Origin of the sequence: Streptomyces sp. NPDC021749 (genome assembly GCF_040640655.1) — a bacterium.
In the GTDB taxonomy this organism is placed as follows: Bacteria; Actinomycetota; Actinomycetes; order Streptomycetales; family Streptomycetaceae; genus Streptomyces.
This window is the reverse complement of record NZ_JBFACE010000054.1, coordinates 18,732-40,476: the sequence shown is the minus strand read 5'-3', so window position 1 is coordinate 40,476 and position 21,745 is coordinate 18,732. Positions and strand designations below refer to the sequence as shown.

The following is a 21,745-nucleotide window of genomic DNA, read 5'->3' as shown; positions in this document are numbered from 1 at the left end:
CGCCGCAAGCGCGCAACGGCGGGACGCCCCGCGGCGGAACAGCCAGCTACGTGGGCGGCGCCGCAAGCGCGCAACGGCGGGACGCCCCGCGGCGGAACAGCCAGCTACGTGGGCGGCGCCGCAAGCGCGCAACGGCGGGACGCCCCGCGGCGGGATAGCCAGCCACGTACGCGGCCCCGCCCCGCGCAGCGGATGTGCGGCTACTGAAGAACCAGCTGGCGGAGGACGTCCTCCATCGTGACCAGGCCGGCCAGGCGGCCGTCATCGCCGATGACGGCCGCGAGGTGGGTACGAGAGCCCCGCATGGCGGTCAGGACGTCGTCCAGCGGTGTCGCGGCGCGGACCCGGGCGATGGGGCGCAGGGCCGAGACGGGGAACGGCACCTCGCGTGCGACGGCGTCCAGGGCGTCCTTGACGTGGAGGTAGCCGAGGATGCGGCGGGTGTCGTCGACGACCGGGAAGCGGGAGAAGCCGGACTCTGCGGCGAGCTGCTCCAGTTCCTCGGCGGTGATGCCCATCCGGGCCGAGACCACCTTCTCGGCCGGGAGGATCACGTCCCGGACCGGGCGGCGGCCCAGTTCCAGGGCGTCCCGGAGGCGCTCCTGGGCCCGTTCGTCGAGGAGTCCGGCCTGCCGGGAGTCCTCGACCATCCGCGCGAGCTGGGCGTCCGAGAAGGTCGCGGCCACCTCGTCCCTGGTCTCCACCCGCAGCAGTTTGAGCAGCCCGTTGGCGCACGCGTTGACCGTGAAGATCACCGGGCGCAGCGCCCGGGTCAGTGCCACCAGCGGCGGCCCGAGGGCGAGCGCGGTGCGTACCGGCTCGGCCAGCGCCACGTTCTTCGGCACCATCTCGCCGAACAGCATGTGCAGGTACGTGGCCAGGGACAGGGCGATCACGAACGAGATCGGGTGGACCAGCGCGTGCGAGATGCCCACCGCGTGGAAGACCGGTTCCAGCAGGTGCGCGATGGCCGGTTCGGCGACCGCGCCCAGGACCAGGGTGCAGAGGGTGATCCCGAGCTGGGCCGCCGCCAGCAGTGCCGATACGTGGGACAGGCCCCACAGGACGCTGGTCGCCCGCCGGTCCCCGCGTTCGGCGTACGGCTCGATCTGGCTGCGGCGCACCGAGATCAGGGCGAACTCGGCGCCGACGAAGAAGGCGTTGACGACCAGCGTCAGCAGGCCGACGAACAGTTGGAGCGCGGTCATCGGGCGGTCTCCGTCCCCTCGTCGGTGCTGCCCGGCAGCGGGGCGTGCAGCAGCACCCGCGCCGCTCGGTGGCCGGAGGCGTCCAGGACGTCCATCGTCCAGCCGGCCACCTCCAGGCGGTCACCGGGGACCGGTATCCGGCCCAGTTCGGTGGCGATCAGCCCGGCCAGCGTCTCGTACGGGCCCTCCGGGACCCGCAGACCGATGCGTTCCAGCTGGTCGGTGCGGGCGCCGCCGTCGGCCTGGTAGGCGCTGCGGCCCTCGGCGTCGGAGCCGGCGGGGGACAGGTCGGGGGTCTCCAGCGGGTCGTGCTCGTCGCGGACCTCGCCGACCACCTCCTCGACGATGTCCTCCAGCGTCACGACGCCGGCCGTGCCGCCGTACTCGTCGATGACCACGGCCATCGTGCGCCGGCCGGAGAGCCGGTCCAGCAGCCGGTCCACGGTCAGCGTGGCCGGCACCAGCAGCGGCTCGCGCAGCAGGTCGGAGACCGGGTGGCGGAGCCGGCGCTCGGCCGGGACGGTCAGCACGTCCTTGATGTGCACCACGCCGGCGACGCTGTCCAGGTTGCCGCGGTAGACCGGGAAGCGGGACAGTCCGGTCGCCCGGGTCGCATTGGCGACGTCCTCGGCGGTGGACTGCACCTCCAGGGCGATCACCTGGACCCGCGGGGTCATGACGTTCTCCGCGGTGAGGTCGGCGAGGTTGAGGGTCCGGACGAACAGCTCGGCGGTGTCCGCCTCCAGTGCGCCCTCCTTGGCGGAGTGCCGCGCCAGCGCGACCAGCTCCTGCGGGCCGCGGGCCGAGGCCAGCTCCTCGGCGGGGTCCAGGCCCATCCGGCGGACGGTGCGGTTGGCGGTGTTGTTCAGGTGCCGGATGAACGGTCTGAAGGCGGCGCTGAACCCGCGCTGGGCGGTGGCGACCCGCTTGGCGATGGCCAGCGGGTGGGAGATCGCCCAGTTCTTGGGGACCAGCTCGCCGACCACCATCAGGACGACCGTGGAGACCGCCGTGCCGAGGACCAGCGCCACCGACTCCGCGACCCCGCGCGAGAGCCCCACGGCGCCCAGCGGCCCCGCCAGCAGGGTGGCGATGGCCGGTTTGGACAGCATGCCGATGACCAGGCCGGTGACGGTGATGCCGAGCTGGGCACCGGAGAGCTGGAAGGTCAGGCCGCGGACCGCCTTCAGCGCGCTGTCCGCGCCGCGCTCGCCGCGCTCGGCGGCGCGTACGAGGTCGCTGCGCTCGACGGTCGTCAGCGAGAACTCGGCCGCGACGAATACACCACAGGCGAGGGTCAGGAGGAGCGCCACGCCCAGCAGGAGCAGGTCGGTCATCGGGTCACCTCCGTCCCATGCTGGAACACGACGGGGAGGTTCGCGCATCGTCGCGGGAATGTCCGACAACTGGGAGGGTCGCCCATGGCTGGACGCTCACACACCTTTCGCTCGTGACCGGGAAAGACCATGGTAAAGGATCGGCAAAGTGAAGGGTGTGGGAGAGCCCGCCCCAAGTATCCCGGGGCGGGCTCGGTGGTGACGGATTCCGGCGCCGGCGGCGCTCAGACCAGCGGCTTCGTCCAGCGCCGCCACTGCTCCTCGCGGCGGTAGCCCGCCGCCGCCCAGGCGTGGTGGGCCCGCTCGTTCGCCTCCAGCACCATGGCGTCCCCGCGCCGTCCGCCCAGCTTCACGAAGCGCTCCTCGGCCGCGGCGAGCAGCGCCTTCGAGACGCCCCGCCGGCGGTGGGAGGGATGTACGGCGAGCCGGTACAGCGACGCCCGCCAGCCGTCCCAGCCGGCGATCACCGTGCCGACCAGCGTCCCGCCCGACTCGGCCAGGATCAGCGCTTCCGGGTCCCGCTCGATGAGGCGCCGCACCCCGTCCACGTCGTCGCTGATGCTCGTGCCCTCGGCGGCCGCCTCCCAGAAGCCGAGCACCGCCCCGGCGTCGGAGGCGACGGCCGGCCGGATGTCCATATCGCTCATGGCGACGAGCCAAGCACCCGCGGCCCCCGGCCCGCCACCCCTTTCCGTGCCTCGGGGCGGTCAGCTGCCCCGCAATTCCTCCAGCACCGGAGCGAACTCCTCCAGCGCGGAGTCGAGGACGGTGAGGTACGAGAAACCGAACCGCTCGCGGTGCTCCCGCAGCTGCTCGGCCATCTGCCGCGGGGTGCCGATCAGCAGCGTCGGCACCTCCAGCGCCTGCTCCTCGTCCAGCCCGACCTCGCGGTCCGCGATCTCCCGGGCGACCGCCCGCCGGTCGCGGGTGTTCCGCACCTGCTGGATGAGGATGTTGCGCTCGGCCGGCTCCGGGCGGCCGGCCGCGTACCCCTCGTAGCGGGCCACGGACGCCGCCAGTTCGTCCGCGGGCATCAGCTCCAGGGTGCCCTCCGGCCGGCCCGGTGCCTGGCGGCCGCCGGTGAACGCCGCGATCTCGGCGTGTTCGGCGGCCAGCCGCAGCATCCGGGGCCCGTTGCCGCCGATCAGCAGCGGCGGCCGGGGCCGCTGCGCCGGCTGCGGCACGTGGTCCGGGCCGCCCAGCAGCCGGTCCAACTCCTCGACGGTGCGCACCAGATGGTCCACCCGTTCGCGGGGCGAGCCCCACGGCAGTCCGGCGGTCTCGTGCTCGGCGCGGACGTATCCGGTGCCCAGGCCGAGCTCCAGCCGTCCGCCGGTGAGTGCGTCGGTGGTCGCCACCTCGCGGGCCAGCAGCGCCGGGTTCCAGAACCCCGCGTTGAGCACGAAGGTGCCCACCCGCGGCCGTTCGGTCGCCTCCGCCGCCGCGATCAGCGCGGGGAACGGCGCCGGCATCCCGAGGTGGTCCGGTACGAGCAGGACGTCATAACCCAGCTCCTCGGCCCGGCGGCACTTCCGCCGCCAGGAATCCCCGGCCTCCAGCGTGAGCATGTTGACACCGAAGCGGAACGGTCGTGGCATGGAACCCCCTGGTGGATGCGGTGACCGGTGCTGGTCGCGACCGGTCAACCCCTATGCAAGCACGGCCCGTTCACGTCAGGGCGTCCGGCTGTCCTCCGACGGGGCCCGCCACCGCTGCACCAGATACCCGGCCGCCGCGACCGCCAGCAGCACCGCGACCGTACCGAGGGTGAACGCCTCGAAGGCGAGCCGGGAGACGCCCCAGGTGGCCCGGAAGTCGTAGCGGAGGCCGACGAGCTGCTCCAGCGTGCCGGGGAACAGCGCCACCCAGCAGCCGAGCAGGATCCAGGCGTAGACGAGCAGGGTGGCGACCGTGAAACCCCGGGTGCCGAACGGGACTCGGTACGGGCGGGGGGCCGCGCGGTGGTGCAGCCGGAGCGCCAGCAGGGCGGGGACCACGGCGATGTACGACAGCAGCAGGGTGGTGATGGCGACGGTCAGCACCACCCCGAAGATCGCCGAGGCGTCGCCGTTCGCCAGGTTCATCGACGCCGCCATGAAGACGGTGGCGGTGACGCCGGACAGCAGGTTCATCCGGACCGGGGTGCCCAGCCGCGGGTGGAAGGCGCCCAGCGCCCGGGTGAAGAACCCGCCGTCGGCGGCGGCCATCGCCTGCATCCGGTCCGCGACGATCATCCAGGCGCTGCCCTGTGTCAGCAGCGACAGCGCGAACAGCACGGCGACGCACGACAGCAGCGGCCCGCGCCAGCTCCCGTAGATCCCGAAGACCAGCCGGGCCGCCTCCATGAAGCCGCTGACGCCGGTGACCCGGCCGGCCGGGGCGGCGGACAGGATGGCCAGCACCGGCAGCAGATAGCAGCAGGTGGCGACGGAGGCGGACACCCCGATCGCGACCGGTACGTCGCGCCGCGGGTCGAGCATCTCGTCCCCGGCCGCGTTCGGCGCCTCGAACCCGACGAACGCGAACAGCAGCACCGGGACCAGCGCCAGGAAACCGGCCGCCGTCGGCGCGAAACCGGCCACCTCCAGACCGCGGAAACCGTGCTGGAGGCCGTACGCCACCGCCGTCGCGGTGAAGAAGGCCAGTGCCAGGACCTTGGCGCCGGCACCGGCCGTGGTGATCCACTTGCCGCGGCGCAGCGAGATCACCGCGGTGAGGATCGCGATCCAGATGAAGACCAGCTTGAAGGCGTAGTCGGCCACGGTGCCCGTGCCGAGCGGGAAGACGAAACCGTCCCAGGCCTGGGCGGCCAGGACCACCAGCGAACCGCCGAGCCAGACCGGGTTGGTCACCCAGTAGAACATCGTGGTGAGCACCGCCGGCAGCCGGCCGAACGCCACCTCCACCCACACGTACGGGCCGCCCTCCTGCGGGAACGCGGCGCCGGTCTCGGCGAAGACCAGCGTGTACGGCAGCAGGAACCCCACCACGATCACCCCGATCCAGGTGACCGCCTGGCCGCCGCCGGCGGCGATCTGCCCGATCACGTCGAAGGAGACCACCGCGGCGACGCCGATCGCCATGATGTCGAAGCGCCGCAGGCTGCGCTTCAGATGAGGGACGGCAGCGGGCACGGACACGGCGGTGGTCCTCCTGACGGCCGAGCGGTCGAGGGCGGTCCGGTCGCACAACGGATCACATCGTGCGCCATCCGCCCCGGCACCCCCGGCAGCGGCACGCGGACCGCGGGCCCGGGCGACCGGCGGCGCTTGCCGGTGCTAGCGCCACCGCGCTAGCGTGAAGGAGTGGCGAAGACACAGCTGAACGTCCGCGTGGACGAGGCCACCGCCGAAGCGGCGCGGGAGCGTGCCCTGCAGCGGGGAGTGAGCATGAACCGCTATATCGAGGAGCTCGTCCTGCGCGACGCCGGCGAGGTCGGCCAGACCTTCGTCGAGGCCGCCTCCGACTTCATGAAGCAGTACGAGCGGGTCTTCGCCGAGGAATTCGGCCGGGACACGGGCGGCGCGCCCGGACCGGCCGCGCCTGCCGACCGCGAGGGTCTGCCGGGCACGACGTGACGCTCCGCATCGACCTCGCCTGGCTCCTCCTGATCGCCGAACAGCACACCCCCGGGGATCCCCAGGTCACCGACTGGGGTGCGCTGGTGGCCGCGGTCAGCCGCCACGACGCCGAGATATTCGGCGTCCCGGTCTACCCCGACCCGCCGGACCGTGCCGCCGCACTCCTCCAACTCCTGCTCCAGGTACCCGCGTTGGAGCGCTCGAACGCGATGTTCGCGACCGCCGTCGCCTACGGCTACCTGGTCGCCGGCGGACTGAAGATCGCCACCTCGCCGGAGCGGGTCCGCGACCTCGCCCGGCTCATCAAGGACGGCACCGCGGACGTCCATGCCATCGCGGACGAACTGCGCACCTGGATCCTGTGACCACCGGCGGTCGGCCGCGGTCCCGGTGATCCCCGGCGGCCCGGCCGGCCCGCGTGGTCAGTCGGCCGGCCGCCGTGCCAGGCCCAGCACGGCCGGGGAGGTCGGCAGGGTCGGACCGCGCTCCGGGACCTTCAGCCGCCGCACCCGCACCACCTCGAAACCGGCCGCCCGGATCTCGCCCAGCGGGTCCCGGCCGGTGTGGCAGCCGCCCATCAGCAGTGGCCACACCGTGTGGTCCAGCGACCACTGCACCGCCGCCAGACCGCGCCCCGCGGCCCGCCCGTGCTCGAAGAACCGCAGTTCCCCGCCGGGCCGCAGCACCCGCCGCAGCTCCGCCAGCGCCCGCCGGGTCTCGTGTACCGAACACAGCACCAGCGACGCCACCGCCGTGTCGAACGCCTCGCTCTTCACCGGCAGCGCCTCCGCGACCCCCGGCACCAGATCCACCGGCACCTCCGCCCGGGCCGCTGCGGCCCGCGCCACCTGGCGCAGCGTCGGCTCCGGCTCGATCGCCACCACCTCCGAGACCGTGCCCGGGTAGTGCGCGAAGTTCAGCCCGGTGCCCGCGCCGACCTCGATGACCCGGCCGGTGGCCCCGGCCAGCAGCTCCCTGCGGAGCCGCGCCACCCCCGCCCGCGCATCCGCGGCCGGCCCGCAGCAGGTCGCGTAGAAGCGGGCGAAGACCGGGTGGTGGACGGTGCCGGGCGGAACTCTCCTGCGCTGCCTCATGACGACCCCTTTTCCCGTGCTGCCCGATGCCCGCTGCTGCTGTCAGTCTCCCCAGCCGAGGGCGCGCCGAGTCCCGGCCGACGCGGCCCGGCAGATGGTGATGATCTCCGGGGCGTCCGCGGTGAGCGGACTGCGGTCCCAGTCGCCGTACTGCTCCTCGACGGTCAGCCCCGCCCCGGCCAGGTGTTCGCCCAGCGTCCGGTTGTCGAGGAACCGCAGGGCGCTCCGGCTCACCCGCGGCCGGGCGCCGTCCGGGCCGCTGAAGGTCTCCGAGAAGCGGACCACGTCCCCGCGCACCGGCAGGTCGACCCGGTGCGCGACCCGTACCGTGACCCCGGCCGCGTCGGTCACCTCGACCGCCCGGTCCGGCGTCCACCGCTCCCAGGGCCGTACGAACGGATTGCGGGTCTCGAAGGCGAACCGGCCGCCGTCCGCCAGCGCCGCCCGGACCGCGGCCAGCGAACCCCTCAACTCGGCGTCGTCGACGAGGACTTGGAAGGCGTGCCCGGTCATCACCACCAGGTCGAAGACCGGGCCGGGGCGGTTCTCCCCGGCCAGTGACAGCGCGTCGCCCGCGAGCCAGGCGATGTCGGTGCGCCGGCGTGCGCGCTCCAGCATCCCGTCCGCCGGATCGAGTCCGCACAGCCGTCCCCGGTGGCCGCGCGCCCGGGCGCGGTGCAGCAGGGTGCCCGTACCGCAGCCGACGTCCAGGACAGAGGCCGCGGACATGACCAGGTCCAGGTAGAAGTCGTCGCCCGGCCCCCAGGGGTTGAGGAGGTCGTACCACTCGGCGAGGCTCCGGTCCGCGTACGCGAAATCCACCATCCCCGCAGTGTGCCGGTGAGCCGGGTCGACGGTTCGACGTTTCGCCGATTTCCGCCGGGAAGATCCCGTATGATCGGCCGTCAAACCGAACAACTGTCGCAGTCACCGCGCATGCGGAAATCCTCCGCCATGCCCGACCAAGGTGACCGCACCAGGGGGAAGGAACACGATGAAGTCGATGACGTCGACCACGTCCACCCGTCTCCGGCGCCGTCTCGCCGGTACCGCCGCCGCCACGCTCATGCTGGGCGCCGGCGCACTGGCCGCCGCCCCGTCCGCGGCGGCCAAGGCCAACCTGCTGACCATCAACAAGGTCACGTTCCACGAGCCGGGCCTGCAGGCGAAGGTCACGTACTCCTGTGACGAGGGCATGAACCACCAGCTGGTCGCCAACGCCACCAAGCTCAACACCACCGGCCACGAGGAGTCGATCGCCGCCGGCACCATCAAGAACGCCAAGCTCGTCTGCGACTACGCCGACCACACGGCGCAGGTCACCCTGCGCCCGGCCGTCGGCTCGCACTTCGCCAAGGGCGACAAGGTGAAGCTCAGCGTCTTCTACTTCGACGAGGAAGGCTTCAGCTACGCGAACACGGCGACCGTCGCGGTGATCTAAAGCGCCTTGCTGCCGCCGAGCGCCGGGGCCAGCCACGTCGGGGCTGCGGCCCGGAAGGCGCTCGGCGGCAGTGCGCCGGAGCCTTCCGGGATCACGCCCAGCAGCGGCGCCCCGGCCGCCTCCGGAAGGTCCGTCAGATTGCAGCGGCAGGCCAGATCGGGGTCGGCCGGCCAACTGCCGACGACGATGCCGGGGGAGGCGAGACCGTAGTGGCGCAGCGCCAGCGCGGTCAGCGCGGTGGAGTTGAGGGTGCCCAGCCCGGCCTGGACGACCACCAGCACCGGGGCGTCCGCCAGCCGGGCCGCGTCGGCGAGGGTGTGGCCCTCCGCGTCCAGCCGTACGAGCAGCCCGCCCGCACCCTCGACCAGCACCAGGTCGTGCGAGGCGGCCAGTTTGGCGGCGGCCTCGGCGATCTCCTGCGGTCCCACCGGCGGCAGACCGGCCCGCTGGGCGGCCGTCGCGGGCGCCAACGGGTCGGGATAGCGGGCGAGTTCCACGGCGGTGACCGGGCCGGCCAGCCGCTCGACCTCCGCCGCATCGCCCGTCTCGTCCGCGGTGACCCCGGTCTGGGCCGGCTTGAGCACCGCCACCGAACGGCCTTGGGCGAGCGCGGCCGCCGCGATCGCGGCCGTGGTCACCGTCTTGCCGATCTCCGTGCCCGTGCCCGTCACGAACAGCACCGACATCTCTTCGTCCCTCCTCATCGGCCGCAGGCCACGGCCCGCGGCCTTCAGCCCTCGCGTGCCGCGGCGCACACCGCGGCGCAGATCCGCGCCACCTCGGCATCACCGGTGATGTACGGCGGCATCGTGTAGATCAGATCCCGGAACGGCCGCAGCCAGACGCCCGCACGCACGGCCGCCCGGGTCGCGGCCGCCATGTCCACCGGACGGTCGAGCTGCACCACGCCGATCGCGCCGAGCACCCGGACGTCCCGCACCCCGGGGAGCTCAGCGGCCGGCGCCAGTCCGGCCCGCAGCCCGGCCTCGATGCGCTTGACCTCCTGCGCCCAGTCCTGCGACAGCAGCAGCTCGATCGACGCGTCGGCCACCGCGGTGGCCAGCGGATTGCCCATGAACGTCGGGCCGTGCGCCAGCACCGGCAGCTCGCCGCGGGAGATCCCGTCCGCCACCGCCGTGGTGCACAGCGTCGCGCCCAGCGTCAGATAACCGCCGGTCAGCGCCTTGCCGAGGCACATCACATCGGGCGCCACCCCCGCGTGCCCGGCGGCGAAGAGCGCACCGGTACGGCCGAAGCCGGTGGCGATCTCGTCGAACACGAGCAGCACGTCGTGCGCGTCGCAGGCCTCCCGCAGCACCCGCAGGTACGCGGGGGAGTGGAACGACATCCCGCCCGCACCCTGCACCACCGGCTCCACGATCACCGCCGCCAGCTCGTCGGCGTGCCGGCCGATCAGCTCGCGCAGATGCTCCGCGTACGCCGGGTCGGCCGGGGCGTCGAAGCCGGGCGGCGGGGCGTCCGCGAAGATCTGCCGCGGCAGCACCCCCTGCCACAGCTCGTGCATCCCGCCGTCCGGATCGCACACCGACATCGGCTGCCAGGTGTCGCCGTGGTAGCCGCCCCGCCAGGTCAGCAGCCGCTGTTTGCGGGGCCTGCCCAGCGAACGCCAGTACTGCAGGCACATCTTCACGGCGACCTCGACCGACACCGAACCGGAGTCGGCGAGGAAGACGTGCTGCAGCGGCTCCGGGGTGATGTCGACCAGCCGCTTGACCAGCCGCACCGCGGGCTCGTGGGTGAGCCCGCCGAACATCACATGGCTCATCCGCTCCAACTGGCCGCGGGCGGCGTCGTTGAGCACCGGGTGGTTGTAGCCGTGCACCGCCGACCACCAGGAGGACATCCCGTCCACCAACTCGTCCCGGCCCTCGGCCGGTTCGGCCAGCCGCAGCCGGACGCCGGAGGCCGACTCGACCAGCAGCGGCGCGGCGGTGCCGGGCATCGGCCCGTACGGGTGCCAGACGTGCTGCCGGTCCAGGGCGAGCAGTTCGCGGGGGCCGAGCGGCTCAGGCATTGGGCGGCAGGTCGGTACCGGCGCCGCGACGACGCACCGAGACCAGATCGCGGCGGGTCTCGTCGGACGGGGCGGGAACGGTGCCGGCGGGCGCCTCGGCGTCCGTCCCCGGGGTCCCGGCCGCCTGCTCGCCGCACGGCCGGCGGTGCTCGGGCAGCGTCGTGGTGTCGGTGCCCTCCACCTCGAAGCCGGCGTCCGCGATCATCGCCAGGTCGTCCTTGCCGGCCTGGCCCTCACTGGTCAGGTAGTCGCCCAGGAAGATGGAGTTGACCAGGTGCAGGGCCAGCGGCTGCAGACTGCGCAGATGCACCTCGCGGCCGCCGGCCAGCCGCACCTCGATGTCCGGGCAGACGAACCGCACCATCGCCAGGATGCGCAGCGCACGCTGCGGGGTGAGGTTCCACTCCTTGGCGAGCGGGGTGCCCTCGAACGGGATCAGGAAGTTGACCGGCACCGAGTCCGGGTCCAGCTCGCGCAGCGCGAACACCACGTCGACGAGGTCGGCGTCGGACTCGCCCATACCGGCGATCAGCCCGGAACAGGCCGACATGCCCGCGGCCTGGGCCTGCTGGACGGTGTCGACCCGGTCGGAGAAGTCATGCGTGGTGCAGATGTCGCCGTAGGTGGCTTCCGAGGTGTTGAGGTTGTGGTTGTAGGCATCGGCGCCCGCCGCGCGCAGCCGCTCGGCCTGGCCGTCGGAGAGCAGCCCCAGGCAGGCGCACACCTCCACGCCCTCGTTCTGCTCCTTGATGGCGGAGATGGTCTCCGAGACCCGGTCCACGTCCTTGTCCGTCGGTCCGCGGCCGCTGGCCACCAGGCACACGCGCTTGGCACCGCCGGCCACCCCGGCGGCGGCCGCCTTGGAGGCGTCGTCGGGCTTCAGCCAGGTGTACTTGAGGATCTCGGCCTTCGACCCCAGCCGCTGCGAGCAGTACGAGCAGTCCTCGGGGCACAGGCCCGACTTGAGGTTGACGAGGTAGTTGAGCTTGACCCGCCGCCCGAACCACTGGCGGCGCACCTTTCCGGCCGCGGCCACGACGTCGAGCAGTTCGTCATCGGAAGTCGCCAGCACGGCCAGCGCCTCTTCACGGGTCGGCAACTCGCGCCGCAGTCCCTTGTCCACCAGTGTGTTCAGCAGGTCCATGGCGATGATCCTGGCCTACGCCCCCGCCCCCGGCCAAGGAGGATTCCCACAACGCGCGCCGATCGGGGTGTGTGTATCGCCACACCGTGGCCGTGCGGAACGACCGCTAACGTCTATCGACAGCCCACAATCGAGCCCTCGACGAAGGACGCCGATGCCGCAGGACTCCGCCCCGCCGCTGCCGCGCGACACCGCGCCCCCGCCCGCCGCCGGACCGGCGCCCGGCGCGGCCTTCGACTGGCTCGACACCGCCCGCGCCGAGCGCCAACGCGCCGGCCTGGTCCGCGCGCTGCGCCCCCGCCCCGCCGACTCCCCGCTGCTCGACCTGGCCGGAAACGACTATCTCGGACTCTCCCGGCACCCGGAGGTCACCCACGCCGCGGCCGAGGCCGCGCGGCTCTGGGGCGCCGGCGCCACCGGCTCCCGGCTGGTCTCCGGCAGCACCGAACTCCACGCCCGGCTGGAGGCGGAACTCGCCGCGTTCTGCGGCTTCGAGGCGGCTCTGGTGCTGTCGTCCGGATATGCCGCGAATCTCGCCGCGGTCACCGCACTGACCGCACCCGGCACCCTGGTCGTCTCCGACGCGGGCAACCACGCCTCGCTCATCGACGGCTGCCGGCTCGCCAAGGCCCGCACCGAGGTCGCGCCGCACGCCGACCCCGACGCCGTACGCGGCGCCCTGGCCGGCCACGCGGGGCGGGCGCTGGTGGTCACCGACTCGGTGTTCTCGGTCGACGGCGACGCCGCGCCGCTGCCCGCACTGGCCGCCGCCTGCCGCGCGCACGGCGCCGCGCTGCTCGTCGACGACGCCCACGGCCTGGGGGTCCTCGGCGACGGAGGCCGGGGCGCGCTCGCGGCGGCCGGACTGGCCGGCGACGGCGACGTGGTGGCCACCGTGACGCTCTCCAAGTCGCTCGGCTCCCAGGGTGGCGCGGTGCTCGGCCCGGCCCGGGTCATCGAGCACCTGGTCAACACCGCCCGGACGTTCATCTTCGACACCGGGCTGGCCCCGGCCGCGGCCGGCGGCGCGCTGGCCGCACTGCGGCTGATCGGCCGCGAACCCGAGCGCGCCGCCCGGGCCGGCGAGGTCGCCCGTGAACTGCACCGCCGGCTCACCGCGGCCGGACTGACGGCCGTACGGCCGGACGCCGCGGTGGTCTCCGTCCGCGCTCCGTCGCCGGAGGCCGCGGTCCGCTGGGCCGCCGACTGCCGTACGGCCGGTCTCGCGGTCGGCTGCTTCCGGCCGCCGTCCGTACCGGACGGGATCTCCCGGCTGCGGCTCACCGCCCGCGCGGATCTGACGGGCGATCAGCTCGACCGGGCGGTGGACACGATCGTCGCCACCGCACCGCCGATGATCTGACCTCCGGTGACCCTGGGTGACCGGAACGGCGTCCCGCATCCGGTCTCCCGTCGCAGAGTTCACCGCATCGAGCGACAGAAGTCTGCATAAGTTGGCGGATCGAGCACCACACCGGGGGCACGGGTGGCACTCTGGCGCTCCAGCAGAAGTCCGAGGCCGAATCGTTGACCCGAGCGGCACACCGGCTCCCCGGTCAGCGGACCGGAGCCGGCCTCGGTGGGAAAGGGACGGCGTCGCGATGGCAGACCACCAGGAATCCTCACTCACCCTGCCGAGCGCCCCGGAATCGGTCCGCCTCGCCCGCAGACACGCCCTCGCCGTGGTCACCGAATGGGGCCTGCCCGCCGGTTCCGCCACCGCCGACGCGGTCCGCCTGATCGTCTCCGAACTCGCCACCAACGCCGTCCAGCACACCTTCGGCCAGTCCCCGACCTTCACCCTCGAACTGCGTCTGCACCGCGACGAGGTACTGCGTGTCGGGGTCACCGACAGTCATCCCCGCCGCCCGCGCCGGCTGCCCGCCGCGGTCCAGCAGGACAACGGCCGGGGGCTGGTCATCATCCGCTTCCTCGCCGCGGAGGCCGGCGGCCGGCTCTCCGTCGTCCCCACCGACACCGGCGGCAAGACCGTCTGGATCAGCCTGCCCTGGCGGGTCGCGGCCGGCTGACTGCGCGCGACTCGCTCGGTGTGCGACGTGCTCGGCGTGCGACGTGCTCGTGTGCGGCTCGCTCGGTGTGCGGCCGTCACGGCGTGGAGGAGGGCCGGCTGAAGGCACCACACCGCCCCGCTCGCCCCTGCGGCCGCTACGAGCACGAGCTCCTCGGTGAGCAGCGGCTCCGGCACCACGCCGTCCGCGGCGGCATGGCTTCCCTCCGGCACGGCCTCCCCCCGGCACGTACTCGTGGGTCGGCGCCAGATCGACCGCTCCCCGCGCGACCGCCTCCGTGGCGCCCGGCGGGACGTGCTCCGTGCCCCCGTCCGGGCCGGGCCGCCCCTGCGGCGGTACGGCTCAGCCGCGCCCGCCGACCGGCACCATCAGCACCTCCGCGCCCACCGGGACGAACCCCGCGGCCAGCACCGCGCGGACGCTGCGGGCGTTGCCGGGGGCGACCTGGGCCCAGAGCCGTTCGCCGGCCGGTATGAGATGGCGGGCGGCGTGCGCCAGCCGGCGGCCGAGGCCGCGGCCCTGGGCGGCGCCGTCGACCTCCACCGCCAGCTCCCAGCGCCCGGCCACACCGCGGCCGATGACCAGCGTCCCGCCGTCCCCGGTCGTCCAGGCCCGCACCTCGTCGCGGTGGCGCAGCGCCCGGACGATGCGCGGATGGCTGCGGTCCGTCGTCTCCACCAGGTCCAGCGGCGGCGGCCCGGGCAGCGCCGCCGCGACCGTGGCCAGGTCGATGTTGTTGGCCTCGCGGCCGGTCCGTTCGCCGAGCGCGGTCAGGAACGGCGGGCTGAGCGGTCCGGCGAGATCGCCGGGAGCCATCCGGTCGCGCACCCAGGACGGATCCACGTCCGCGAACACCACGGCGTGGCAGGTGAACGACACCACGCCCACGTCCCGCGGGGAGGGCTGGGGCAGCACCGTCACCGCACCGTCCGCGGGCGGGAAGCTCCCCTGCGCGGCGGCCGTCAGCACCTTGCTCAGTTGCGAACTCACCCGGTCAAGTTACCGGCCGGCACTGACAATTGACTGGCCGGCCGGCGTCGCCGCAGCTCAGCGCACCCTTCCGTACGAGACCGCGCGGGACCAGATCTTCTCCAGCCGCACCACGCTGCCGGCCTTGGGCGCATGCCACATCCGGCCCTGCCCGGCGTAGATGCCGACGTGGTAGATGCCGTGGCCCGAACGGAAGAACACCAGGTCCCCGCGTTTCCGGGCGGAGGCCGGGATGTGCCGGGTGTGGCCGTACTGCTGGGCGGCGGTCCGCGGCAGGTCGCGGCCGGCGCGCTTGAACGAGTACAGCGTCAGGCCCGAACAGTCGAAGCGGTACGGCCCCATGGCCCCGTACTGGTAGGGCGAGCCCCGCTTGGAGGCCGCGATCCGCAGCGCATGGGCGGAGACGGTCGCGGCCTCGGCGTCGGCGGTGGTTCCCGGTGCGAGCGTGGTCCCGCCGAGCGTGGCCAGTGCCAGTGCGGACACCGTGCCGGCGCGGGCCAGCAGATGAGGCGTATGCGTGCGCACGGTCATGCGCAAACCCTTCGTCAGCCGCCTGCGAAGGAAGACCTGTCGGGTTCGGGCAGGCGAAGATGCCCGGCCGCTTCCACGGCTTCACCCCAAGGAGTCCGTCGGGCCGCGCGGGCCCCGGACCCCGTACTGCTCGGGTCCTCCGCTCCCGCCGATCCACACGCATCGACCGGACATCCGGCACGGCGGCGGGATTGGGCGCCCGGCCGGACCGCCCCGTCGCTGTGGCGGGGTCTTGTCGTCGAAGGGATCCTCACGCACCTGCCACCGGAATTCCGAGTTGAAAATGCCGTATGTGACATGCGCCACAATTGCGCCGAATGGTGGGATTTGCCTTGTCGCGGGCCGGGGTGCCGTCTGCGGCACCCCCCGGACCTGGGGCGAAACATCGGCGACCGCAGTAATTTCGGTGCCCGGCGCAATTCGTCCACCCCTTACCGCATGCCCGGACGCTACGCCGTCCGGGCAGCGCGAGCGCGTGTCGGGTCAGGGTTCCCGGGCCGGCGGCACCGTCACGTATCCGGCCCGGCGTTCCCCGTCCAGCACCCGCAGCGCCCGGGCCAGCGTCTCGCCGTGCAGCTCGTGCTCACCGCGGCTGTGCATCAGCGTCAGCGCGTCCCGCAGTTCGGCGGCCTTGCCCACCAGGGCCTGGGCGGCGCGCAGCGCCCGGTAGGTGCCGTCGCCGCGGGCCGGGTTGATCCGGCCCAGCAGGTCGAGCGCCTCCAGATAGCAGTCGATCAGCTGCCCCTCGGCGCGGGTGAGGGCGGGCAGCGGCGGGGTCTCCGGCGGCCACATCCGGCTCACCGCGCGACCGACGGCCGGCCGGCCGACTGCTTGCGGTTGCGGGTGAGCCCGTCGATCAGGCCGTACTCCTGCGCCGCGGGGGCGTCGAAGATCTTGTCGCGCTCGATGTCCGCGGCGATCCGCTCGCGCGGCTGGCCGGTGTGCAGCGCCAGCATCTCCTCCAGCATGGCGCGGCTGCGCAGCAGCTCCTGGGCCTGGAGGTAGAGGTCGGTGGCCTGGCCCTCGAACGGTTCGCTCACCGACGGCTGGTGGATCAGCACCCGGGCGCCCGGGAGCGCCAGCCGCTTGCCGGGGGCGCCGGCGGCCAGCAGCACCGCGGCGGCGGACGCGGCCTGTCCCAGGCAGACGGTCTCCACGTCGCAGGACACGAAGCGCATCGTGTCGTAGATCGCGGTCATCGCGGTGACCGAGCCGCCGGGGGAGTTGATGTAGAGCGAGATGTCCCGCTCCGGCGCGGCGTGTTCGAGGTGGATCAGCTGCGCCATGACGTCGTTGGCGGCGGTGTCGTCGATCGGGGTCCCCAGGAAGATGATCCGCTCGCTGAGCAGCTTCGAGTACGGGTCCATCGTCTGCGTCCCCTGCGCGGTGCGCTCGGTGAACTCCGGCAGGACGTAGCGGGCGGTCGGTCGCAGCATGTCCGCTCCTCTTCTCTGTAGAAAATGTACAGGATGTACATCCCGTTAGAATGGCAGCATGGCCTACGAAATTCCGGTGACGCAAGCCCGGGCCGAGCTGGCGGATCTGATCAACCGCGTCGTCTACGGCGGTGAGCGGGTGGTGGTCACCCGCCACGGCAAACCGCTCGTGGCGCTCGTTTCCGCCGCTGACCTGCAGCTGCTCGAAGAGCTGGGACGGCGGGAGGAGGGCGCGGAGGACGAGCAGGTGATCAGCACGGTCTCCGCCGTGCGGCCGCTGTCGTCCGCTCCGGGCGAACGGCGACGCTTCGGCATCGCCGCGGAACACCGCGACCCGGCCGCCGGGGACCGGCGACCGGGTCGCGAGAGATGACGGTCAGCGCGGGCTGACCGGAAGAGGGGGCGGAGGGCTCAGGAGCTGAGCTGCCAGATCGCCGCGGCGATGGCGTCCGTGTTGGTGTCCAGCGCCTTCTCGTCGATGTTCTTCGAGGTGTCGCAGGACTGGTGGTAGCAGGCGTCGAAAGCCTTGCCCGCCTCGCCGCCCCAGTTCTTCGCCTGCTCCTCGGTCTTCTTGTAGTCCGCGCCCGAGAAGAGGCCGCCGACCGCGACGCCGGCGTCCTTGAAGGAGGCGTGGTCCGAGCGCCCGTCGCCCTCGGTCTCCTTCTCGGTGGCGATGTTCTTGGCGGCGAACCAGTCCTTGAAGACCTTCTCCAGGCGCGCGTCGTCGTCGTAGACGAAGTAGCCCGGGTTCGGCGACCCGATCATGTCGAAGTTCAGGTACGCGTCGATCTTCTTCGTGTCGGCGCCGAGCTTCTGGACGTAGGACTGCGAGCCGACCATGCCGTCCTCCTCGTCGCCGAACCAGGCGAACCGGAGGTGCTTGGCGGGCTTGAGCTCGGACTTGGCGACCGCGAGCGCGACTTCGAGGATGCCGGCCGAGCCGGAACCGTTGTCGTTGATGCCGGGACCGGCGTCGACCGAGTCCACGTGGGCGCCGGCCATGACGGTCTTGCTCTCGTCGCCGCCCGGCCAGTCGGCGACGAGGTTGTAGCCGGTGGCGCCGTTGTTGTCGAACTCCTGGACCTGGGTCTTGAATCCGGCCTGGTCCAGCTTGCCCTTGATGAAGTCGATGGACGCCTTGTGGCCGGGCTTGCCGTGGGCGCGGTTGCCGCCGTTGGCGTCGGCGATGGACTGGAGCTGGTCCAGGTCGGCCTTGACGGCCTTGACGTCGATGTCCGGGGCGGCGGCCGGTGCGGGGTCGGCGTGGGCGCCGGCCGCGGTGAAGAGGGTGGCGGCCAGGGCGGTGACGCATCCGGTGGCCAGCGCGGCCCGGCGTATTCGTGCAGAACGGGTCACAGTGAAGGCTCCGATACAGGTGTGGGGGGATGGTGCGGAGCGTTTTGACGCGCACATGAGAATTGCGATCACTTGGGAGATCGTCAAGAGCGCATATCGGACAGGGGTGTTCGCAGAACGGAATGCGTCCGGTATGTCGCGATCATGGTGATCGGTGGTTCCGGGGGTTCGTCTGTGCCGGTGAGCGGTGGCCCGTCAGCGTAAGGAATGCGCCAGCGATGTGCTGCGATACGTCCGCGTCATTCGTGGTAACGCCGACGAAATCCGGCCGAACTAGCCTGCCCCGATGGGGTCCTGGATGGCCAACTGCTGGAAGTCGGTTTGCTCCCCCTTTAATGACTGCGTGATACATCTACCGATACGAGTGCGTCCACGCTCGTGACCTGGGCAAACGTGTCCGGACGGGAAGACTGTGAGGTGGAAGGTATGCAACTGACCCCGCATGAACAAGAACGTTTGATGATTCATGTGGCGGCAGACGTGGCCGAAAAGCGACGTTCCCGAGGGTTGAAGCTCAACCATCCGGAGTCGATCGCCCTGCTGACCGTGCACATCCTCGAAGGCGCCCGGGACGGCCGTACCGTCGCCGAGTTGATGTCCTCCGGCCGGAAGGTCCTCACCCGCGACGAGGTGATGGAGGGAGTGCCCGAGATGATCCACGACGTCCAGGTCGAGGCCACCTTCCCCGACGGCACCAAGCTCGTCACCGTTCACGAACCCATCAACTGACCGCGGGAGCGCAGACCATGATCCCGGGACAGATCCTCCACGCCGACGAGCCGGTACGCCTCAACGAAGGCCTCCCCGTCACGCGCATGACCGTCCTCAACGCCGCCGACCGCCCCGTCCAGGTCGGCTCCCACTACCACTTCGCCGAGGCCAACCCCGGCCTCGACTTCGACCGCGCGGACGCGCACGGCAAGCGGCTGAACGTCCCGGCCGGCTCCGCCGTGCGCTTCGAGCCCGGCATCCCGACGGAGGTCGAGCTGGTCCCCCTCGCGGGCAAGCGGACCGTCCCGGGGCTGCGCGGCGAGACCGGAGGCACCCTCGATGGCTGAGCTGACGCGCCAGGCGTACGCCGATCTCTTCGGCCCGACCGTCGGCGACCGGATCCGGCTCGCGGACACCGACCTGGTCATCGAGATCACCGAGGACCGCTCCGGCGGACCCGGCCGGGCCGGCGACGAGGCGGTCTTCGGCGGCGGCAAGGTGATCCGCGAGTCGATGGGCCAGTCCCGCACCACCCGTGCCGAGGGCGCCCCCGACACCGTGATCACCGGCGCCGTGGTCCTCGACCACTGGGGCGTCGTCAAGGCCGACGTCGGCATCCGTGACGGCCGGATCACCGCCCTCGGCAAGGCCGGCAACCCCGACACCATGGACGGCGTCCACCCCGACCTGGTGATCGGCCCCGAGACCGAGATCATCGCCGGCAACGGCAAGATCCTCACCGCCGGCGGCATCGACACCCACGTCCACTTCATCTGCCCCCAGCAGGCGGACGAGGCGCTCGCCTCCGGCGTGACCACGCTCATCGGCGGCGGCACCGGACCGGCCGAGGGCAGCAAGGCCACCACCATCACGCCCGGTGCCTGGCACATCGCCCGGCTGCTGGAGTCGATGGACTCCTTCCCGGTCAACGTCGGACTGCTCGGCAAGGGCAACACCACCTCCCTCGCCTCGATGCGCGACCAACTGCGGGCCGGCATCCTCGGCTTCAAGATCCACGAGGACTGGGGCGCCACCCCCGCCGTCATCGACGCCTGCCTGACCGTCTGCGAGGAGAGCGGCGCCCAGCTCGCGATCCACACGGACACCCTGAACGAGGCCGGCTTCCTCGGCGACACCCTCGCCGCCATCGCCGGCCGCTCCCTCCACGCGTTCCACGTCGAGGGCGCCGGCGGCGGCCACGCGCCCGACATGATCGCCATGGTCTCCGAGCCCAACGTGCTGCCCGCGTCCACCAACCCCACGCGGCCGCACACCGTCAACACCGTCGAGGAACACCTCGACATGCTGATGGTCTGTCACCACCTCAACCCCGCCGTCCCCGAGGACCTGGCGTTCGCGGAGTCCCGGATCCGGCCCTCCACCATCGCCGCCGAGGACATCCTGCACGACCTCGGCGCCATCTCGATCATGGCCTCCGACGCCCAGGCCATGGGCCGGATCGGCGAGGTCGTGCTGCGCACCTGGCAGACCGCGCACGTGATGAAGCGGCGCCGCGGTGCGCTCCCCGGCGACGGCGGCGCCGACAACCACCGCGCCCGCCGCTACGTCGCGAAGTACACCATCAACGCGGCCCTCGCCCAGGGCATCGACCACCTCGTCGGCTCCGTCGAGGACGGCAAGCTCGCCGACCTCGTCCTGTGGGACCCGGCGTTCTTCGGCGTCAAGCCCCAACTGGTCATCAAGGGCGGGCAGATCGCGTACGCGCAGATGGGCGACGCCAACGCCTCCATCCCCACCCCGCAGCCGGTCCTGCCCCGCCCGATGTTCGGCGCCACCGGCAAGGCCCCCGGCAGCAACTCGGTCAACTTCGTCTCCCCGCAGGCCCTGGAGGACGGCCTCCCCGGGCGCCTGCCGCTGGCCAAGGCGTACGAGGCGATCCGCTCCACCCGCGGTGTCACCAAGGCGGACATGCGCAACAACGACGCGCTGCCGCGGGTCCATGTCGACCCCGACACCTTCACGGTGACCATCGACGGCGAGGTGGTCGAACCCCGTCCGGCCGCCGAACTCCCCATGGCCCAGCGCTACTTCCTCTTCTGAACGCTCCGATCGCTCTGCACGCCATGAGGAAGACCCCGATGACCACCACGGACCACCGATGAGCCGCGCCGCGCTGCTCGTCCTCGCCGACGGCCGGTTCCCCGCCGGCGGGCACGCCCACTCGGGCGGCGCCGAACCGGCCGTCGCCGCGGGCCACATCAAGGACGCCGCCACCCTGGAGCGCTTCTGCCGGGGCCGGCTGCACACCGCCGGCCTGGTCGCCGCCGCACTCGCCGCGGCGGCCGCGGCCGGCTGCGACCCGCTCCTGCTGGACGACGCCGCCGACGCCCGCACACCCGTACCGGCGCTCCGGCAGGTGGCCCGGCGGCTCGGCCGGCAGATGATGCGGGCCGCCCGCGCCACCTGGCCGGATCCCGCACTCGACGCGCTCGCCGCGGCCCGTCCGCGCGGCGCCCACCAGCCCGTCGTCCTCGGCCTGGCCGCCCGGTCCGCCGGACTGCCGCCGCAGGACGCCGCGTACGCCGTGGCGTACGAGACCGTCAGCGGCCCGGCCACCGCCGCCGTCCGGCTGCTCAGCCTGGACCCGTTCGACGCCACCGCGGTGCTCGCCCGCCTCGCCGCGGACGTCGACCGGGTCGCCGAACAGGGCGCCGCGGCCGCGGAACGGGTGGCCGCCGAAGGAGTCGACGCGCTGCCCGCCGCGTCCGCCCCGCTGCTCGACATCACCGCGGAAGCACACGCCGCCTGGCCGGTCCGCCTCTTCGCCTCCTGACCCCGCCCGGCCCAGGCCGGCACCCGCGCCGCCCCCGGCGGCCGTACGAACCACCGG

25 protein-coding genes and 1 riboswitch are annotated in these 21,745 nt (G+C 72.8%); of the genes, 10 read left to right on the top strand and 15 right to left on the bottom strand.

All coding sequences use genetic code 11. From position 1 onward, the window contains the following. Nucleotides 1-200: 200 nt before the first annotated feature. The 5 genes from AB0G35_RS33760 to AB0G35_RS33740 all read right to left on the bottom strand — a co-directional run bounded on the left by AB0G35_RS33760 (nt 201) and on the right by AB0G35_RS33740 (nt 5,685). Nucleotides 201-1,208, bottom strand: a complete 1,008-nt coding sequence (locus AB0G35_RS33760; RefSeq protein ID WP_360957530.1) for a hemolysin family protein — start codon at nt 1,206-1,208, stop codon at nt 201-203. Further along, nucleotides 1,205-2,545, bottom strand: a complete 1,341-nt coding sequence (locus AB0G35_RS33755; protein WP_360957527.1) for a hemolysin family protein — start codon at nt 2,543-2,545, stop codon at nt 1,205-1,207. Before AB0G35_RS33755 ends, AB0G35_RS33760 begins: the two co-directional genes overlap by 4 nt. 224 nt (nt 2,546-2,769) lie before the next feature. After that, a complete protein-coding gene (locus AB0G35_RS33750) occupies nt 2,770-3,192 on the bottom strand; it encodes a GNAT family N-acetyltransferase (RefSeq protein WP_360957525.1) in 423 nt (140 codons plus the stop codon). A gap of 60 nt (nt 3,193-3,252) precedes the next feature. Then, on the bottom strand, nt 3,253-4,143 hold the full coding sequence (locus AB0G35_RS33745; protein WP_360957522.1) for an LLM class F420-dependent oxidoreductase: 891 nt from the start codon (nt 4,141-4,143) through the stop codon (nt 3,253-3,255). Nucleotides 4,144-4,218: 75 nt separating this feature from the next. Beyond that, nucleotides 4,219-5,685: an APC family permease gene (locus AB0G35_RS33740; protein ID WP_360957519.1), complete on the bottom strand. Its 1,467-nt coding sequence runs from the start codon at nt 5,683-5,685 to the stop codon at nt 4,219-4,221. A 165-nt stretch (nt 5,686-5,850) separates the two neighbouring features. Between AB0G35_RS33740 and AB0G35_RS33735 the strand changes: the two genes are divergently transcribed. Together AB0G35_RS33735 and AB0G35_RS33730 are read left to right on the top strand one after the other, a co-directional pair. Next, nucleotides 5,851-6,123, top strand: a complete 273-nt coding sequence (locus AB0G35_RS33735; protein WP_030414601.1) for a toxin-antitoxin system HicB family antitoxin — start codon at nt 5,851-5,853, stop codon at nt 6,121-6,123. Next, entirely contained in the window at nt 6,120-6,491 is a 372-nt protein-coding gene (locus AB0G35_RS33730) for a fic family toxin-antitoxin system, toxin component (protein ID WP_360957516.1), read from the top strand. Before AB0G35_RS33735 ends, AB0G35_RS33730 begins: the two co-directional genes overlap by 4 nt. 57 nt (nt 6,492-6,548) lie before the next feature. Here the strand turns inward: AB0G35_RS33730 and AB0G35_RS33725 are convergent, their stop codons facing one another. Further along, nucleotides 6,549-7,220: a class I SAM-dependent methyltransferase gene (locus tag AB0G35_RS33725; RefSeq protein ID WP_360957514.1), complete on the bottom strand. Its 672-nt coding sequence runs from the start codon at nt 7,218-7,220 to the stop codon at nt 6,549-6,551. A 42-nt stretch (nt 7,221-7,262) separates the two neighbouring features. After that, nucleotides 7,263-8,045 (bottom strand): class I SAM-dependent methyltransferase, encoded by a 783-nt coding sequence (locus tag AB0G35_RS33720; RefSeq protein ID WP_360957511.1) that lies wholly within the window; start codon nt 8,043-8,045, stop codon nt 7,263-7,265. A 178-nt stretch (nt 8,046-8,223) separates the two neighbouring features. Between AB0G35_RS33720 and AB0G35_RS33715 the strand changes: the two genes are divergently transcribed. After that, on the top strand, nt 8,224-8,661 hold the full coding sequence (locus tag AB0G35_RS33715) for a hypothetical protein (protein ID WP_360957508.1): 438 nt from the start codon (nt 8,224-8,226) through the stop codon (nt 8,659-8,661). Here AB0G35_RS33715 and bioD read toward each other — a convergent pair. The 3 genes from bioD to bioB are packed head-to-tail and all read right to left on the bottom strand — an operon-like array spanning nt 8,658 to nt 11,840. Then, nucleotides 8,658-9,347, bottom strand: coding sequence for a dethiobiotin synthase (gene bioD, locus AB0G35_RS33710; protein ID WP_360957539.1), 690 nt, complete (start codon nt 9,345-9,347; stop codon nt 8,658-8,660). The genes AB0G35_RS33715 and bioD overlap by 4 nt on opposite strands. A 44-nt stretch (nt 9,348-9,391) precedes the next feature. Next, a complete protein-coding gene (locus AB0G35_RS33705) occupies nt 9,392-10,696 on the bottom strand; it encodes an adenosylmethionine--8-amino-7-oxononanoate transaminase (protein ID WP_360957505.1) in 1,305 nt (434 codons plus the stop codon). Then, entirely contained in the window at nt 10,689-11,840 is a 1,152-nt protein-coding gene (gene bioB / locus AB0G35_RS33700) for a biotin synthase BioB (RefSeq protein WP_360957503.1), read from the bottom strand. Before bioB ends, AB0G35_RS33705 begins: the two co-directional genes overlap by 8 nt. A gap of 154 nt (nt 11,841-11,994) precedes the next feature. Between bioB and AB0G35_RS33695 the strand changes: the two genes are divergently transcribed. Then, the gene (locus AB0G35_RS33695) at nt 11,995-13,203 is read left to right on the top strand and encodes an 8-amino-7-oxononanoate synthase (RefSeq protein WP_360957500.1); all 1,209 of its coding nucleotides are present in this window, start codon (nt 11,995-11,997) and stop codon (nt 13,201-13,203) included. A gap of 238 nt (nt 13,204-13,441) precedes the next feature. Next, entirely contained in the window at nt 13,442-13,870 is a 429-nt protein-coding gene (locus AB0G35_RS33690) for an ATP-binding protein (RefSeq protein WP_360957497.1), read from the top strand. Nucleotides 13,871-14,212: 342 nt separating this feature from the next. On the opposite strand, the gene AB0G35_RS33685 is transcribed toward AB0G35_RS33690, so the two are convergent. From AB0G35_RS33685 to AB0G35_RS33670, 4 genes are all read right to left on the bottom strand, one after another. Further along, the gene (locus AB0G35_RS33685) at nt 14,213-14,860 is read right to left on the bottom strand and encodes a GNAT family protein (RefSeq protein ID WP_360957494.1); all 648 of its coding nucleotides are present in this window, start codon (nt 14,858-14,860) and stop codon (nt 14,213-14,215) included. Nucleotides 14,861-14,917: 57 nt separating this feature from the next. After that, nucleotides 14,918-15,391: a C40 family peptidase gene (locus AB0G35_RS33680; RefSeq protein WP_360957491.1), complete on the bottom strand. Its 474-nt coding sequence runs from the start codon at nt 15,389-15,391 to the stop codon at nt 14,918-14,920. A gap of 4 nt (nt 15,392-15,395) precedes the next feature. Next, a riboswitch (cyclic di-AMP (ydaO/yuaA leader) is annotated at nt 15,396-15,569 on the bottom strand. 305 nt (nt 15,570-15,874) lie between these two features. Then, the gene (locus AB0G35_RS33675) at nt 15,875-16,183 is read right to left on the bottom strand and encodes a hypothetical protein (protein ID WP_360957536.1); all 309 of its coding nucleotides are present in this window, start codon (nt 16,181-16,183) and stop codon (nt 15,875-15,877) included. A 5-nt stretch (nt 16,184-16,188) separates the two neighbouring features. Then, nucleotides 16,189-16,827, bottom strand: a complete 639-nt coding sequence (locus AB0G35_RS33670; RefSeq protein ID WP_360957489.1) for an ATP-dependent Clp protease proteolytic subunit — start codon at nt 16,825-16,827, stop codon at nt 16,189-16,191. A gap of 58 nt (nt 16,828-16,885) precedes the next feature. On the opposite strand from AB0G35_RS33670, the gene AB0G35_RS33665 reads away from it, so the two are divergent. Next, nucleotides 16,886-17,200, top strand: coding sequence for a type II toxin-antitoxin system Phd/YefM family antitoxin (locus tag AB0G35_RS33665; protein WP_360957486.1), 315 nt, complete (start codon nt 16,886-16,888; stop codon nt 17,198-17,200). A gap of 38 nt (nt 17,201-17,238) precedes the next feature. Here AB0G35_RS33665 and AB0G35_RS33660 read toward each other — a convergent pair whose 3' ends face one another. Continuing rightward, entirely contained in the window at nt 17,239-18,183 is a 945-nt protein-coding gene (locus AB0G35_RS33660) for a M28 family metallopeptidase (RefSeq protein WP_360957484.1), read from the bottom strand. Nucleotides 18,184-18,609: 426 nt separating this feature from the next. Between AB0G35_RS33660 and AB0G35_RS33655 the strand changes: the two genes are divergently transcribed. Genes AB0G35_RS33655 through AB0G35_RS33640 form a run of 4 tightly spaced genes read left to right on the top strand, consistent with a single transcriptional unit; the run spans nt 18,610 to nt 21,688 of the window. After that, nucleotides 18,610-18,912 carry an urease subunit gamma gene (locus AB0G35_RS33655; RefSeq protein WP_360957481.1) on the top strand — a complete coding sequence of 101 codons (303 nt, stop codon included), beginning with the start codon at nt 18,610-18,612 and terminating at the stop codon, nt 18,910-18,912. A 17-nt stretch (nt 18,913-18,929) separates the two neighbouring features. Beyond that, nucleotides 18,930-19,241 (top strand): urease subunit beta, encoded by a 312-nt coding sequence (locus AB0G35_RS33650; RefSeq protein ID WP_360957478.1) that lies wholly within the window; start codon nt 18,930-18,932, stop codon nt 19,239-19,241. Further along, a complete protein-coding gene (locus tag AB0G35_RS33645) occupies nt 19,234-20,955 on the top strand; it encodes an urease subunit alpha (protein WP_360957475.1) in 1,722 nt (573 codons plus the stop codon). The genes AB0G35_RS33650 and AB0G35_RS33645 overlap by 8 nt, the downstream gene beginning before the upstream one ends. A gap of 58 nt (nt 20,956-21,013) precedes the next feature. Beyond that, on the top strand, nt 21,014-21,688 hold the full coding sequence (locus tag AB0G35_RS33640; protein ID WP_360957472.1) for an urease accessory UreF family protein: 675 nt from the start codon (nt 21,014-21,016) through the stop codon (nt 21,686-21,688). The last annotated feature ends 57 nt before the right edge of the window (nt 21,689-21,745 follow it).

What these genes read in the sequence shown, in the direction of transcription:
- AB0G35_RS33725 (WP_360957514.1), bottom strand. Translation starts at nt 7,220, where the DNA reads ATGAGGCAGCGCAGGAGAGTTCCGCCCGGCACCGTCCACCACCCGGTC.
- AB0G35_RS33745 (WP_360957522.1), bottom strand. Translation starts at nt 4,143, where the DNA reads ATGCCACGACCGTTCCGCTTCGGTGTCAACATGCTCACGCTGGAGGCC.
- AB0G35_RS33670 (WP_360957489.1), bottom strand. Translation starts at nt 16,827, where the DNA reads ATGCTGCGACCGACCGCCCGCTACGTCCTGCCGGAGTTCACCGAGCGC.
- AB0G35_RS33690 (WP_360957497.1), top strand. Translation starts at nt 13,442, where the DNA reads ATGGCAGACCACCAGGAATCCTCACTCACCCTGCCGAGCGCCCCGGAA.
- AB0G35_RS33655 (WP_360957481.1), top strand. Translation starts at nt 18,610, where the DNA reads ATGCAACTGACCCCGCATGAACAAGAACGTTTGATGATTCATGTGGCG.
- AB0G35_RS33645 (WP_360957475.1), top strand. Translation starts at nt 19,234, where the DNA reads ATGGCTGAGCTGACGCGCCAGGCGTACGCCGATCTCTTCGGCCCGACC.
- AB0G35_RS33705 (WP_360957505.1), bottom strand. Translation starts at nt 10,696, where the DNA reads ATGCCTGAGCCGCTCGGCCCCCGCGAACTGCTCGCCCTGGACCGGCAG.
- AB0G35_RS33665 (WP_360957486.1), top strand. Translation starts at nt 16,886, where the DNA reads ATGGCCTACGAAATTCCGGTGACGCAAGCCCGGGCCGAGCTGGCGGAT.
- AB0G35_RS33675 (WP_360957536.1), bottom strand. Translation starts at nt 16,183, where the DNA reads ATGTGGCCGCCGGAGACCCCGCCGCTGCCCGCCCTCACCCGCGCCGAG.
- AB0G35_RS33640 (WP_360957472.1), top strand. Translation starts at nt 21,014, where the DNA reads ATGAGCCGCGCCGCGCTGCTCGTCCTCGCCGACGGCCGGTTCCCCGCC.
- AB0G35_RS33750 (WP_360957525.1), bottom strand. Translation starts at nt 3,192, where the DNA reads ATGAGCGATATGGACATCCGGCCGGCCGTCGCCTCCGACGCCGGGGCG.
- AB0G35_RS33755 (WP_360957527.1), bottom strand. Translation starts at nt 2,545, where the DNA reads ATGACCGACCTGCTCCTGCTGGGCGTGGCGCTCCTCCTGACCCTCGCC.
- bioB (WP_360957503.1), bottom strand. Translation starts at nt 11,840, where the DNA reads ATGGACCTGCTGAACACACTGGTGGACAAGGGACTGCGGCGCGAGTTG.
- AB0G35_RS33680 (WP_360957491.1), bottom strand. Translation starts at nt 15,391, where the DNA reads ATGACCGTGCGCACGCATACGCCTCATCTGCTGGCCCGCGCCGGCACG.
- AB0G35_RS33720 (WP_360957511.1), bottom strand. Translation starts at nt 8,045, where the DNA reads ATGGTGGATTTCGCGTACGCGGACCGGAGCCTCGCCGAGTGGTACGAC.
- AB0G35_RS33760 (WP_360957530.1), bottom strand. Translation starts at nt 1,208, where the DNA reads ATGACCGCGCTCCAACTGTTCGTCGGCCTGCTGACGCTGGTCGTCAAC.
- AB0G35_RS33695 (WP_360957500.1), top strand. Translation starts at nt 11,995, where the DNA reads ATGCCGCAGGACTCCGCCCCGCCGCTGCCGCGCGACACCGCGCCCCCG.
- AB0G35_RS33650 (WP_360957478.1), top strand. Translation starts at nt 18,930, where the DNA reads ATGATCCCGGGACAGATCCTCCACGCCGACGAGCCGGTACGCCTCAAC.
- AB0G35_RS33715 (WP_360957508.1), top strand. Translation starts at nt 8,224, where the DNA reads ATGACGTCGACCACGTCCACCCGTCTCCGGCGCCGTCTCGCCGGTACC.
- bioD (WP_360957539.1), bottom strand. Translation starts at nt 9,347, where the DNA reads ATGTCGGTGCTGTTCGTGACGGGCACGGGCACGGAGATCGGCAAGACG.